The sequence below is a fragment of the Pseudomonas orientalis genome (genome assembly GCF_001439815.1).
Lineage (GTDB): Bacteria > Pseudomonadota > Gammaproteobacteria > Pseudomonadales > Pseudomonadaceae > Aquipseudomonas > Aquipseudomonas orientalis.
Map to the genome: position 1 here is coordinate 13,988 of NZ_JYLM01000003.1, position 12,899 is coordinate 26,886.

Below are 12,899 nucleotides of genomic sequence, written 5' to 3' on the forward strand. Positions count from 1 at the left end.
CTGTGGGTTAACTGAAGGTGTAGCGGCTCAATGGCAGGCTGCGGATGCGCTGGCCGGTCAATTGGGCCACCGCATTGGCGACCGCCGGTGCCACGGCCGGTAACGGCGGTTCGCCGATGCCCCCCATCTTTTCGCCACTCTCGACGATCTTCACGTGCACCCGCGCCATCCGCGACGGCGGCAGGATCGGATAAAGGTCGTAGTTGCGCGCACGTGGCATGCCGTCCACGTACACCGCTTCCTCCAGCAGGGTTTGCGACAGGCCCAGGGCCACGGCGCCGTTGACCTGGGCTTCAATGATCGCCGGATTGACGATGCTGCCGGGGTCGATGGCCTGCCAGATGTCATGCACCTTGACCTGGCCCTTCTCGATCGACACCTCGGCGATCACCGCCGCGTGGGAGCCAAAGGGCGAAGCCATGGCCACGCCACGCGCCCGTCGGCTGCCGTCTGCGGCGGTGAACGGCCCGCGCTTCCAGCCGCCGGACAGCTCGCCCACCGCCTGCAGCAGGGTAGTCAGCCGCGCGTTGTCGCGCAGCAGGTGCAGACGCAGTTCGTAGGGGTCATGGCCGCCTTTGTCCGCCAGCTCATCGAGGAACGCTTCGTAGAAGAAGTCATTCAGCGAATTGCCCACCGAACGCCAGTAGCCAAGCATCGCCGGGCCCTTGACGTAGATCTGCGCGATGCGCTTGTTGGGGATCGCATAGCTCTTGCCCGACAGGCCTTCGAGGGCCGTAGGGTCGAGCTTGTCGCCCTGTTTGCCGGCAATCGCTTCGGTGGGGCCTTCGGTGGCGCTGACCGCTTCGATGGCCAGCGGCAGGCCTTTGTCATCCAGCGCGGCGCGGAACTTGACCACCGCGACCGGGCGCAGCACATCGCGCACGAACTCTTCCTCGCGGCTCCAGATCAGTTTGATCGGGCGGCCGACGGCCTTGGTCAGTGCGATGGCCTGTGGATACGGATTGGCCGACTCATACAGGAAGTGCCGACCGAAAAAACCGCCCAGCAGCGGGGAGTGCAGGGTGATTTGCTCGATGGCCAGGCCGGTGCGCTTGGCGATGTCGGCGCGGAACATATCCGGCGCCTGGTTGGGCAGCCACACCTCCAGCGTGCCGTCGGGGTTGTAGCGCGCCAGCGCCGAGGGCGGCTCCAACTGGGCGTGATTGAGGTATTGATTGTGATAGGTGGCGTCGACGCGGGTCTTGGCGCTGGCCAGCGTGGCGGCTACGTCGCCTGCGTTTTCTTCGTCGCGGGCCGGACCTTCTTGAGTGGCGAGAAAGTCACGGTAGTTGTCGCTGGAAAAGTCCGCCGGCATTGCGCGTAATGTGGAGTCGGCGGCGGCTTCGCGCCAGTCCACCTGGATCGCTTCAACGGCGCGCTTGGCGTGCCACCAGCGTTCGGCCACCACTGCCACGGCGCCGGGCAGGGTATGCACCGAATGCACGCCTTTCATGGCCTCGACCTGGGCCTGGTTGCGCAGGCTGCCCACGGTCATGCCCAGGCGCGGTGCGTGCTGCACGGCGGCGTGGAGCATGCCGTCGACTTTCAGGTCGATGCAGTACTGCGCCTTGCCGGTGGATTTGTCATAGGCATCCAGGCGTTTGACCGGCTTGCCGATCCAGCGGAACTGGCTGGGATCGCGCAGGGTGATACCGGCAGGGTCGGGCACCGGCATGTCCAGGGCGCGGCCGGCCAACTCGCCGTAACCCAGCGAGCGGCCCGACGCGGCGTGCACCACGCGGCCGGGCTGGGTGGTCAATTGGGCGACCGGCACACCGAGCTGCTCGGCGGCGGCCTGCAGCAACATGGCGCGGGCGAGGGCGCCGAGGCGTCGCATGGTCGGGTAGCTCATGCGCACCGACATGCTGCCGCCGGTGATGCGCATACCGTTTTCCATCACCACATAGGCCTCGCCGGGCGGCGCGGCTTCAACGCTGAACGTAGCCGGGTCGGCATCCAGTTCTTCGCCGATGATCTGCGCCATGGCGGTGTGTGTGCCTTGGCCGCCTTCCATGAAGGGGCTGAGCAGGCGCACGCTGCCGTCCGGGCGAATCTCCAGGAATGCCGGCACCTGGGTGCCGCGTTCGGCGGCGCCGGTGGCGGCCTGCACCCGGGATGCGCCCAGGGGCAGGCCGAAGCCGATCACCAGCGCGCCGACGGCGGTGCTCGCCAGGAAGCGCCGACGCGACAGGTTGATCGGCGCGTCGAGGGTTACGTCAGGCAGGACAGTGCTCATCAGGCGGTCTCCTTCCCGGCGGCCAGGTCAGCCATGGCGGCATGGATGGCGTTGTAGGTGCCGCAGCGGCACAGGTTGACCATCGCCGCGTCGATCTGGTCCCTGGTGGGCGCGGGGGTGTGCTTGAGCAGCGCGGTGGCCGCCATCACTTGCCCGGACTGGCAATAACCACATTGGGCCACCTGGCGCTCGACCCAGGCCGCGACCACGCGCTTGCCCACGTCATCGACCTCGATGGCTTCGATGGTAGTGATCTCGCGCCCGACCAGCGCCGCCACCGGCGTGACGCACGAACGCACCACGTTGCCGTCCACCAGCACCGAACACGCGCCGCACTGGGCCAGGCCGCAGCCGTACTTGGTGCCGGTCAGGCCCAGGTCGTCGCGGATCACCCACAGCAACGGCGTGTCGGCGTCGGCATCGACCTCATAGGCCTGTTGGTTAATACGTAATTGCATGGCGGCTCACCTGCTGATCATCGGTTGGTGCTGCATAAGTTCTTATAGGTGCGGTGCGACGGTACGTCGCCCATCGTCGAACTCTAGACCAACGCGCAAGGGCTATCTATGCAATCGCCTGCAAGTTCAGAGGATCAGGCAAGTAATCGACAGGATTGGGTCAATGCTCGGGCAGGTTCTCGCCCACCGCCTGGCGGATACCCTCGAGCAACATCGTGAACGCCGGGTTGTCGTTGTGCTCGCGCCAGATCAGGTGCAGTTCGCTCTGTGCGCCTTCGCCCAGGTCGATATCGCGGAACACCACGTTCTTGAACACCACACTGCTGGCGCAACGCGGCACCAGGGCCAGGCCCATGCCGGCGTTGACCAGCGCAAGGATGGTCAGCGACGAGCCCAGCCACTGCACATACTGCGGCGCGACGCGGGCCGAGCGCAGCAGGCCGGTGAGCAATTCATTGAACGGCGGGTAGGCGGAATGGGCGTACATCAGGAACGGTTGCGCATCCAGGTCGTGCACGCTGACCGTCTCTGTCTGGGCCAGCCGATGACTGCTCGGCACCGCCAGCACAAATGGCTCGCGCACCAGGCATTCGGTGGCGTAGCCGGGCTCCAGCAGCGGCGCGCGCACGATGCCCAGGTCGATGCGCCGGGCGCGCAAGGCTTCATATTGCTGGTAGGTGTTCATCTCGGACAGGTCGATCTTGACGTGGGGCTGCTTGAGCCGCGCCTCGGCGATCACCTTGGGCAGAAACTCATACACCGCGCTGCCGACGAAACTGATGTTGACCGTACCGATATCGCCCTCGGCAAAGCGCCGCGCGGTGACAGCCGCCTGCTGGGCGCGCTCCAGCAGGTACTGCGCCTCGATGAAAAAGGCCCGGCCGGCGGCGTTCAGCGCGACGCTGCGGGTGGTGCGCACAAACAGCTCCACGCCCAGATGATGCTCGAGCAACTGGATCTGCCGGCTCAGCGGCGGCTGGGTCATGTTCAGGCGTTCAGCGGCGCGGCGAAAGTTCAGCTCGGTGGCCACGGTGGTGAAGCAGCGCAGTTGCGTCAATTCGAACATTGATCTAATTCCGGTATCAATCCAATGCCAGGTTAGATTAGACGGGAACAATGCCTGGCGTCCATCATCGAGCCGTCCCCAAAAAAATAATGAAAGGGAGTTGCCCGTGGATACCCTTCAAAATGCGCCGGACCCGAGCGTGCTTGCGCGCGCCGCCGCCAAGGTCAAGCGCCATGTGCTGCCGTTGTTCGTGGTGATGTTCATCGTCAACTACATCGACCGGGTCAATATCGGCTTCGTGCGCAGCCATCTGGAAACCGACCTGGGCATTGGCGCGGCGGCCTATGGCTTGGGCGCCGGGCTGTTTTTCATCGGTTATGCGATCTTCGAAGTGCCCTCCAACCTGCTGCTGCAACGCTACGGCGCGCGGGCCTGGTTGACGCGCATCATGTTCACCTGGGGCGCGGCCGCGATGGGCATGGCGTTCGTGCAGGGTGAAACCAGCTTCTACGTGTTGCGCTTTATCCTGGGCGCCGCCGAAGCCGGGTTCTTTCCCGGCATCATCTATTACTTCACCCAGTGGCTGCCGGCCAGCGAGCGCGGCAAGGCCATGGCGGTTTTCCTCAGTGGTTCGGCGATTGCCTCGGTGATCTCCGGGCCGGTGTCGGGCGCGTTGCTCAATGTCAGCGGGTTGAGCCTGCATGGCTGGCAATGGATGTTCCTGATCGAAGGCTTCGCCTCCATCGTGCTGTGCGGCTTCGTGTGGTTCTGGCTGCAGTCCCATCCGCACCAGGCCAAGTGGCTCAGTACCGCGGAAAAACACGCGCTGGTCAGTGCCATTGCGCTCGAGCAACAGGCGCGCGAGGCGAGCCGGGGCGTGCGGCCGTCGATGTTCAAACTGCTCGCCGATGCGCAGATCGCCCTGTTCTGCTTTATCTACTTTTCCATCGCCCTGACTATTTACGGCGCCACGTTCTGGCTGCCGAGCATGATCAAGAAAATGGGCGACCTGGGTGACTTCCAGGTGGGCCTGTTCAATTCCATTCCCTGGTTGATTTCCATCGTCGCCATGTACGGCTTCGCCTCGCTGGCCAGCAAGTGGAAGCACCAGCAGGCGTGGGTGTCGCTGATGCTGGTGATCGCCGCGTTCGGCATGTTCATGTCCACCACCGGCGGGCCGGTGTTTGCGTTCGTCGCCATCTGTTTTGCCGCCATCGGCTTCAAGGCCGCTTCGGCGCTGTTCTGGCCGATTCCCCAGGGGTACCTGGACGCGCGGGTCGCGGCGGCAGTGATTGCCTTGATCAATTCGGTCGGCAACCTGGGCGGTTTCGTGGCGCCCACTACGTTCGGTTTGCTGGAGCAGACCACGGGGTCGATCGAGGGCGGCCTCTACGGCCTGGCGGCCACTTCACTGGTGGCGGCGGTGCTGGTGTTTTTTGCCCGCACCGCACCGCGCGGCGGTACACCGTCCATTTCATCCACGGCACATCACACCGTGCGTTCAGGTCCACAGGGAGCCGTCTCTTGAAAATTGTCCGCGTCACCGTCACCCCGATTGCCTTTCGTGACCCGCCGCTGCTCAACGCCAGTGGCATCCACGAACCTTTCGCACTGCGCTCGATCATCGAGATTGAAAGCGACACCGGTTACATCGGCCTGGGCGAAAGCTATGGCGATGCGCCGGCACTGGCGATCCAGCAACAGGTCCAGCCACAGCTGATCGGGCTCGACCCGTTCAACCTCAATGGCCTGCGTGCTGTGGTCCAGGCCACCGTGGCGGCGTACAGACCGCAGAGCATTGCTGGTGCGGAGCTGGCGCCGGGCTCACATGCCAGCAAAGCCGTGAGCAATGCCTATTCGGCGTTCGAAGTGGCGTTTCTCGACCTGCAGGCGCATGCGCTGGATGTGCCGCTGGTGGACCTGCTCGGCGGGGCGATTCGTGACCGGATCCCGTTCAGCGCCTACCTGTTTTTCAAATACGCCGAACATATCGATTCGCCCTACAAACCCGACAGTTGGGGCGAGGCCCTGAGTGAAGTGCAGATCGTCGCCCAGGCCCGGCGCATGCTTGAAACCTACGGCTTCAAAAGCATCAAGCTCAAGGCCGGTGCGCTGGAGCCTGAGCACGAGGTGCGCTGCATCAAGGCGCTGAAAAAGGCGTTTCCGGGGGTGCCGCTGCGCATTGATCCGAACGGCAACTGGTCGTTGCACACCTCGATTCGCATGGCCGAACTGCTGGGCGACGACCTGCAATATTACGAAGACCCGACGCCCGGCCTGGACGGCATGGCCGAGTTGCACGCACGCACCGGCTTGCCCCTGGCGACCAATATGGTAGTGACCGACTTTGACGAGTTTCGCCGCAGCGTGGCGTTGAACAGCGTGCAGATCGTGCTCGCCGACCACCATTACTGGGGTGGCCTGCGCGATACCCAGGTGCTGGCGAAAATGTGCCACACCTTTGGCCTGGGCGTGTCGATGCACTCCAACTCGCACCTGGGCATCAGCCTGATGGCCATGGCCCATGTAGCGGCCGCGGTGCCCAACCTCGACTATGCCTGCGACACGCACTACCCGTGGCAGGAGCCGGACGAAGAAGTGATCAAGGGCGGCAAGGTGCCCATCGTCGACGGCTGCGTGAGCATCACCCGTGCGCCGGGGCTGGGGCTGGAGCTTGACCACGATCAGTTGGCCAAGCTGCATGACCAATACCTCAGTTGCGGCATCCGTCAGCGTGATGACGTGAAACAGATGCAGCGCTATCAACCGGACTGGAAAACGCTCAAGCCGCGTTTCTGAAGCAGGTCGCTTGCTTTGCCCGGTGACGCATCCGCGTGTGTCGCCGGGCTTTTTTTCCCTCAGTCGACGAATCGAAACCCGCCGGCCAACTGCGCCTTCAAAAAGCCCACCAGCGCACTCACCGACTTCGGCACATGGGGCGAGTACGGCCGGATCAGGTAGATCTCATCGGCAAACGCGCCCTTGAGCGTCCAACCTTTCAATACCTGCACCAGCTTGCCCTCGGCCAGCGCCGCGTGGGCGCTGAAGTCCGGCAGCAGGGCGATGCCCAAGTGGTTGAGCGCGGCGTCGCGCAGGGCTTCGCTGTTGTTGGTGGCGAAGCTGCCGGCGATGGGGACGGTCAGGCGTTCGATGTGCTGGCTGCCGCGTTCGAAGGTCCAGGCCGGCTGGTCGGTGCCGCGCGGGTAGAACAGACAGTTGTGCGCCGACAGCTCGCTCGGCGCGCCGGGTTCGCCATGGCGCTGCAGATACTCGCGGGTGGCGACCAGCACCGAGGCGGTGTCGCAGAGTTTCCAGGCCACATGGGTTTCGGGGATCTGGAAGCCATGGCGCACGGCCAGGTCGTAGCCTTCGGCGACCAGTGAACTCAAGGCGTCGGACACGTCCAGTTGAATGCGCACCTGCGGGTATTGCAGCAAGAATTGCGGCAGGTGCGGCACCAGTTGTTGCCGGGCGAACGCCACCGGGGCGGTCAGCCGCACCAGGCCACGGACTTCCCCGGCCTGGTCGCGCACCGAAGAAAAGCTGCGGGCGATGTGTTCATAGGCGCTGCGCACCTCGCGGGTCAACGACAGCCCCGCGTCGGTCAGCCGAACGCTGCGCGTGGTGCGTGTGACCAGCCGGGTGCCGGTGGCCTTTTCCAGGTCGGAAATACGCTGGCTCACCGCCGATTTGCTCACGCCCAGGCGCGTCGCGGCGGCGGTGTAGGTGCCTTGTTCTTCCAGCACCGACAGCCAGTGAATGTGGGTCCACAGCCCTTCGATCTCGGCTTTTTCCATGGGTGTATTGTTCGCCAGGTTGCACAATAAGTTCAGGATTCTGCTCTGGTTCGGAACAAAGCGAAAGCCTAAGGTGGGTGCCAACGCCAACTACCTGGAGCGCCTGCCATGTCCACTACCCTTGAGCACTACATCAACGACCAGCGCGTGAGCCGCGATGATCGCTATCAGGACGTCTACAACCCGGCCACCGGTGAAGTCACCGCGCGCGTGGCCCTGGCCAGCCGCCAGACCGTGGCCGAAGCCGTCGGCGCCGCCCAGGCCGCCTTCGCCGGCTGGGCCGACACCCCGCCGATCCGCCGCGCCCGTGTGCTGTTCCAATACCTGCACCTGCTGCGCGAACGCAAGGACGATCTGGCGCGCATCATCGTCGCCGAACACGGCAAGGTCTTTACCGATGCCCAGGGCGAAGTCGACCGTGGCATCGACATCCTCGAATTCGCCTGCGGCATTCCCAACCTGCTCAAGGGCGAACATTCCGACCAGGTTTCCCGTGGCATGGACAACTGGACCCTGCGCCAGCCCCTGGGCGTAGTGGCCGGCGTGACGCCGTTCAACTTCCCGGTGATGGTACCGATGTGGATGTACCCGATTGCCATTGCGGCGGGCAACACCTTCATCCTCAAGCCAAGCCCCACCGACCCGAGCGCCTCGTTGTTCATGGCCGAGTTGCTGCGCGAAGCGGGCTTGCCCAAGGGCGTGTTCAACGTGGTGCAGGGCGACAAGGAAGCGGTGGACGCGCTGATCGAACACCCGGACGTCAAGGCGGTGAGCTTTGTCGGTTCCACGCCGATTGCCCAATACATCTACGAGAGCGGCGCGCGCAACGGCAAGCGCGTGCAAGGCCTGGGCGGTGCGAAAAACCATATGGTGGTGATGCCCGACGCGGATATCGAGCGCACCGTCGATGCCCTGATGGGCGCCGCCTACGGCAGTGCCGGCGAGCGCTGCATGGCGATCTCGGTGGCGGTGCTGGTGGGGGATGTGGGTGACAAAGTGATTGCGGCCTTGACCGAACGCGCCAAGACCCTGCGCATCACCGATGGCCGCGATTTGAAAGCCGAAATGGGGCCGATTGTGTCGAAGGTGGCGCTGGAACGCATCCGTGGCTATATCGAGCAGGGCGTCCAAGCCGGTGCGCACTTGCTGCTCGATGGCCGTGACTACGTGCCCACCGAACCCGGCCTGGAAAAGGGCTTCTGGCTCGGCGCCACGCTGTTCGACCACGTGACCCGGGACATGAGCATCTACCGCGAAGAGATCTTCGGCCCGGTACTGGCCTGTGTGCGCGTCAACGACTTTGCCGAAGCCGTGAAGCTGGTCAACGACCACGAGTTCGGCAACGGCGTCAGCTGCTTCACCCGCGACGGCCACATCGCCCGCGAATTTGCGCGGCGCATCGAAGTGGGCATGGTCGGCATCAACGTACCGATCCCGGTGCCGATGGCCTGGCATGGGTTTGGTGGCTGGAAGAAGAGCCTGTTTGGCGACATGCATGCCTATGGCACCGAAGGCGTGCGTTTCTATACCAAGCAGAAGTCGATCATGCAGCGCTGGTCGGAGAGTATCGAGCAGGGCGCGGAGTTTGCGATGCCCGTGTCCAAGTAAAGTCTCACAGGCCCTGTAGATCCGAGTGTGGGAGGGGGCTTGCCCCCGATAGCGGAGTATCAGTCACCCTCGATGTGCCTGAAGCACTGCTATCGGGGGCAAGCCCCCTCCCACAGGTTTTACCGCATTCAGGCAGTGGGTTTTGTAGAGGTCAGGCACTCGATGGATCGATCCACCGTGGTCTTGGCAATTTCCAGCAGGTGCCACACTGCCAGGATTTTCGCCCGCTCGGGGCTTTGCAGCAGTTCGCCACAGTCCAGGGCGGTGGCGGAGGCGCTGTCGAGCAAACTGGCGGTGTAGAGCAGGGCGTCTTCGAAGCTCAGGTCTTCGTTGACCGAGTGGAAGCCCTGGGTGGGCAGGTAGTGGTCGATGGCGCGGTTGAACGCGGCGCGGTCTTTTGCGGGGTCAAACGGTGGATCTGGCTGGACTTTATTCATGCTGCAATTCCTCGTGTGGTTTGGTACCGACCCCCGGCGCGACTAAACGATGGGTGGCGGCTGTACGCAGGTTAGTCGACCGGCCACAAGGAAAATCCGGCGCACCCGGAGGTGCCCTGCGCACAGCCACCATAAAACTTGATGGACCATGCGCCTTGTGACATTCCGGGCGACTAAACCCGATCACTGAATTGGCAGTGACGGAACGCAGACTAGCCAGCGATTCCAGCAGGCACAAGGCGGCAGGGATTGTCTAGGAAACGTCCTGCAATTTAAAGGGACACGCCTTGCTGGCCCTTTAAAAACCATGACCAAATGCCACCAATCCCAAGTTTTGCAATGCAGACAAAATGTGGGAGGGAGCTTGCTCCCGATAGCGGTGGGTCAGTCAATATCCATTTATCTGACCCACCGCCATCGGGGGCAAGCCCCCTCCCACAGTTTGACCGCGTTCAGGCAGTGGATTTTGTACAGGTCCGGCACTCGATGGAGCGTGGTCCTGGCAACTTCCGGCCATGCCACCAACCTCACTGTTGGAATGCAGACCAATGTGGGAGGGGGCTTGCCCCCGATGGCTGAGTGTCAGTCACTAGTTTTTACCGCGTTCAGGCAGCGGGTTTTGTACAGGTCAGGCATTCGATGGAGCGATCTACCGTGGTCTTGGCAATTTCCAGTAAGTGCCATACCGCCAGGATCTTTGCCCGCTCGGGGCTTTGCAGCAGTTCGCCACAGTCCAGGGCGGTGGCGGAGGCGCTGTCGAGCAAACTGGCGGTGTAGAGCAGGGCGTCTTCGAAGCTCAGGTCTTCGTTGACCGAGTGGAAGCCCTGGGTGGGCAGGTAGTGGTCGATGGCGCGGTTGAAGGCGGCGCGGTCTTTTGCGGGATCGTGGGGTGGGTCGGGTAGGACTTTGTTCATGGTGTCTTTCCTGTCTGAATATCAAGGAGCTGACACGTTTCGCGACTAAACGAAGGTGGCGGCTGTACGCAGGTTAGTCGACCGGTCAGAACAGGAACCCGGCGCGCCCGAGGGCGCCCTGCGCACAGCCACCATGAAGCTTCATGGGACATGCGCCTGTTCAAATCCGGGCGACTAAACCCGATCACTGATGAGCAGTGACGGAGCGCAGACTAGCCAGCGATTCCAGCAGGCACAAGGCGGCAGGGATTGTCTAGGAAACGTCCTGCAATTTAAAGGGACACGCCTTGCTGGCCCTTTAAAAACCATGACCAAATGCCACTAACCCCGCCGATCCAACAGTGGAATGCGGGCAAGATGGGAGCTGGCTTGCCTGCGATAGCCTTGGGTATCTACACAACTTTCAAAGGCTGACAAATCTCCCTCCATATTAAACAATAAAGTATTCGACGGCTCGCCGCGTCTTCACTAACCGTTTTGATACTTCGTAAGTGTGGGTCGTAGAGGGGATGCGCTGCGAGTGCTTTTATGTCGACAGCAACTAAGCTGACAACTAAGCGCTCGGTTTAATTTGGCGTGCAATACCATTAAGTGCAGAAAAATAACGGCCCCGGCCCGCAACCCTCCTGTCTGGTAGTTGAGTAGCTAGCTTTCTAGTTGCTGATCGTTGATTGTAAGTGCCACTGTCTTTATATCAAGGATATAAATACAGTGATGGCCTTTGTAATCTAAATAATTCTTCACGTTGCGACAGCCAGGCTTCCATGTTAAACCTTGCTCCGCACGTTAAGGCCAACTCTGGCTCGCTCTTTTCAGTCAGCAGCAAGTTGCTGGCTGTCATGTGTTATTCAATCTTCGCTTGTCACTTAAGCGTCAGTAAAAGGACATCATCATGAAACACGCGAATCACACACCCACTCGCTGGACTCGGGCCGATGCGCTGAAAGTTAATGAGAATGACCCGACGACCACGCAGCCGTTAGTGCGTCCTGACTTTCCTGTCATGAGTGACACGGTATTTATCTGGGACACCATGCCATTGCGTGAACTCGATGGCACCGTGGTATCCGTCAATGGCTGGTCGGTGATCTTCACACTCACCGCCGACCGCCGTCCCCACGATCCGCAATTCATCAATGCCGACGGCCGCTACGACATCAAGCGCGACTGGGAAGATCGCCATGGCCATGCGCGTATCTGCTACTGGTACTCGCGCACCGGCAAGGACTGGATCTTCGGCGGTCGTGTCATGGCCGAAGGGGTTTCGCCGACCACCCGTGAATGGGCCGGTACACCAATCCTGCTCAATAACGCCGGTGATATCGACCTGTATTACACCTGTGTCACCCCCGGAGCGACGATTGCCAAAGTGCGCGGCCGGGTTGTCACCTCCGACAGCGGTGTGGAGCTGCAAGGCTTTAGCCAGGTCAAGTCGCTGTTCGACGCCGACGGCACCTATTACCAAACCGAAGCGCAGAACGCGACCTGGAACTTCCGCGATCCCAGCCCGTTTATCGACCCTGTGGATGGCAAGTTGTACATGGTGTTTGAAGGCAACGTCGCCGGCGAGCGCGGGACACATGAAGTGGGCCCCAATGAGCTGGGGTTGGTGCCACCGGGGCACGAGGACGTGGGCGGGGCGCGCTATCAGGTCGGCTGCATCGGCATTGCCGTCGCCAAGGACCTCAACGGTGACGAATGGGAGATCCTGCCGCCGCTGGTGACCGCCGTCGGCGTGAACGATCAAACCGAGCGGCCGCACTATGTGTTTCAGGACGGCAAGTATTACCTGTTCACCATCAGTCACAAATTCACCTACGCCGATGGCGTGACGGGGCCGGATGGCGTCTATGGGTTCGTCAGCGATCATCTGTTCGGCCCTTACACACCCATGAATGCCTCCGGGCTGGTGCTCGGCAACCCGCCTTCGCAGCCGTTCCAGACGTATTCGCACTGCGTGATGCCCAACGGCCTGGTAACGTCGTTTATCGACAGCGTGCCCACCAACGGCGATGACTACCGCATCGGCGGCACCGAAGCGCCCACCGTCAGGATCGTATTGAAGGGTGACCGCTCGTTTGTGCAGGAGGCTTATGACTATGGGTACATCCCCGCAATGCGTGATGTCGTGTTGAACCAGTGACTGTCTGACGGCAATTTATCAGCAGATAAAATGCTGCAAATGTGGGAGGGGGCTTGCCCCCGATAGCGGTGGGTCAGTCGACATTTACATTGACTGACCCACCGCCATCGGGAGCAGGCCCCCTCCCACTTTTTTTACTGCGCTCATCAAGTCCCCGCCCACCGGGCCGATACAAGCTCTAGCCCCCCGAGCGTTCCCGAGCTCGGGGCGTGCACGCCTGGTCATCTCAGGACAACGAATAACAATCAAAAAGGGGTAGCCATGACCATATTGCAGCGCGTGATCGGCGGATTTGCGGTG

Annotated in this window: 10 protein-coding genes; 4 read left to right on the forward strand and 6 right to left on the reverse strand. The window is 62.2% G+C overall.

The window, feature by feature from the left end; all coding sequences use genetic code 11:
- Positions 1-7: 7 nt before the first annotated feature.
- The 3 genes from TU82_RS08175 to TU82_RS08185 all read right to left on the reverse strand — a co-directional run bounded on the left by TU82_RS08175 (position 8) and on the right by TU82_RS08185 (position 3,760).
- Positions 8-2,236, reverse strand: coding sequence for a xanthine dehydrogenase family protein molybdopterin-binding subunit (locus TU82_RS08175; RefSeq protein WP_057721936.1), 2,229 nt, complete (start codon positions 2,234-2,236; stop codon positions 8-10).
- On the reverse strand, positions 2,236-2,694 hold the full coding sequence (locus TU82_RS08180; RefSeq protein ID WP_057721937.1) for a (2Fe-2S)-binding protein: 459 nt from the start codon (positions 2,692-2,694) through the stop codon (positions 2,236-2,238). Before TU82_RS08180 ends, TU82_RS08175 begins: the two co-directional genes overlap by 1 nt.
- A 160-nt stretch (positions 2,695-2,854) precedes the next feature.
- On the reverse strand, positions 2,855-3,760 hold the full coding sequence (locus TU82_RS08185) for a LysR family transcriptional regulator (RefSeq protein ID WP_057721938.1): 906 nt from the start codon (positions 3,758-3,760) through the stop codon (positions 2,855-2,857).
- 106 nt (positions 3,761-3,866) lie between these two features.
- Between TU82_RS08185 and TU82_RS08190 the strand changes: the two genes are divergently transcribed.
- Together TU82_RS08190 and TU82_RS08195 are read left to right on the forward strand one after the other, a co-directional pair.
- On the forward strand, positions 3,867-5,228 hold the full coding sequence (locus TU82_RS08190) for an MFS transporter (protein ID WP_057722590.1): 1,362 nt from the start codon (positions 3,867-3,869) through the stop codon (positions 5,226-5,228).
- Positions 5,225-6,499: a glucarate dehydratase family protein gene (locus TU82_RS08195; RefSeq protein ID WP_057721939.1), complete on the forward strand. Its 1,275-nt coding sequence runs from the start codon at positions 5,225-5,227 to the stop codon at positions 6,497-6,499. The genes TU82_RS08190 and TU82_RS08195 overlap by 4 nt, the downstream gene beginning before the upstream one ends.
- 59 nt (positions 6,500-6,558) lie before the next feature.
- Here TU82_RS08195 and TU82_RS08200 read toward each other — a convergent pair whose 3' ends face one another.
- Positions 6,559-7,497 carry a LysR family transcriptional regulator gene (locus TU82_RS08200; RefSeq protein WP_057721940.1) on the reverse strand — a complete coding sequence of 313 codons (939 nt, stop codon included), beginning with the start codon at positions 7,495-7,497 and terminating at the stop codon, positions 6,559-6,561.
- A gap of 108 nt (positions 7,498-7,605) precedes the next feature.
- Between TU82_RS08200 and TU82_RS08205 the strand changes: the two genes are divergently transcribed.
- Positions 7,606-9,105 carry a CoA-acylating methylmalonate-semialdehyde dehydrogenase gene (locus tag TU82_RS08205; RefSeq protein ID WP_057721941.1) on the forward strand — a complete coding sequence of 500 codons (1,500 nt, stop codon included), beginning with the start codon at positions 7,606-7,608 and terminating at the stop codon, positions 9,103-9,105.
- 128 nt (positions 9,106-9,233) lie between these two features.
- Here TU82_RS08205 and TU82_RS08210 read toward each other — a convergent pair whose 3' ends face one another.
- Both TU82_RS08210 and TU82_RS08215 read right to left on the reverse strand, forming a co-directional pair.
- Positions 9,234-9,542, reverse strand: coding sequence for a DUF6124 family protein (locus TU82_RS08210; RefSeq protein ID WP_057721942.1), 309 nt, complete (start codon positions 9,540-9,542; stop codon positions 9,234-9,236).
- A gap of 605 nt (positions 9,543-10,147) precedes the next feature.
- The gene (locus TU82_RS08215; RefSeq protein WP_057721943.1) at positions 10,148-10,456 is read right to left on the reverse strand and encodes a DUF6124 family protein; all 309 of its coding nucleotides are present in this window, start codon (positions 10,454-10,456) and stop codon (positions 10,148-10,150) included.
- Positions 10,457-11,348: 892 nt separating this feature from the next.
- On the opposite strand from TU82_RS08215, the gene TU82_RS08220 reads away from it, so the two are divergent.
- A complete protein-coding gene (locus TU82_RS08220) occupies positions 11,349-12,599 on the forward strand; it encodes a glycoside hydrolase family 68 protein (protein ID WP_057721944.1) in 1,251 nt (416 codons plus the stop codon).
- Positions 12,600-12,899 lie beyond the last annotated feature (300 nt).

Coding starts and splice junctions, on each gene's coding strand:
- TU82_RS08175 (WP_057721936.1), bottom strand. CDS start 2,236: ATGAGCACTGTCCTGCCTGACGTAACCCTCGACGCGCCGATCAACCTG.
- TU82_RS08180 (WP_057721937.1), bottom strand. CDS start 2,694: ATGCAATTACGTATTAACCAACAGGCCTATGAGGTCGATGCCGACGCC.
- TU82_RS08185 (WP_057721938.1), bottom strand. CDS start 3,760: ATGTTCGAATTGACGCAACTGCGCTGCTTCACCACCGTGGCCACCGAG.
- TU82_RS08200 (WP_057721940.1), bottom strand. CDS start 7,497: ATGGAAAAAGCCGAGATCGAAGGGCTGTGGACCCACATTCACTGGCTG.
- TU82_RS08205 (WP_057721941.1), top strand. CDS start 7,606: ATGTCCACTACCCTTGAGCACTACATCAACGACCAGCGCGTGAGCCGC.
- TU82_RS08210 (WP_057721942.1), bottom strand. CDS start 9,542: ATGAATAAAGTCCAGCCAGATCCACCGTTTGACCCCGCAAAAGACCGC.
- TU82_RS08215 (WP_057721943.1), bottom strand. CDS start 10,456: ATGAACAAAGTCCTACCCGACCCACCCCACGATCCCGCAAAAGACCGC.
- TU82_RS08220 (WP_057721944.1), top strand. CDS start 11,349: ATGAAACACGCGAATCACACACCCACTCGCTGGACTCGGGCCGATGCG.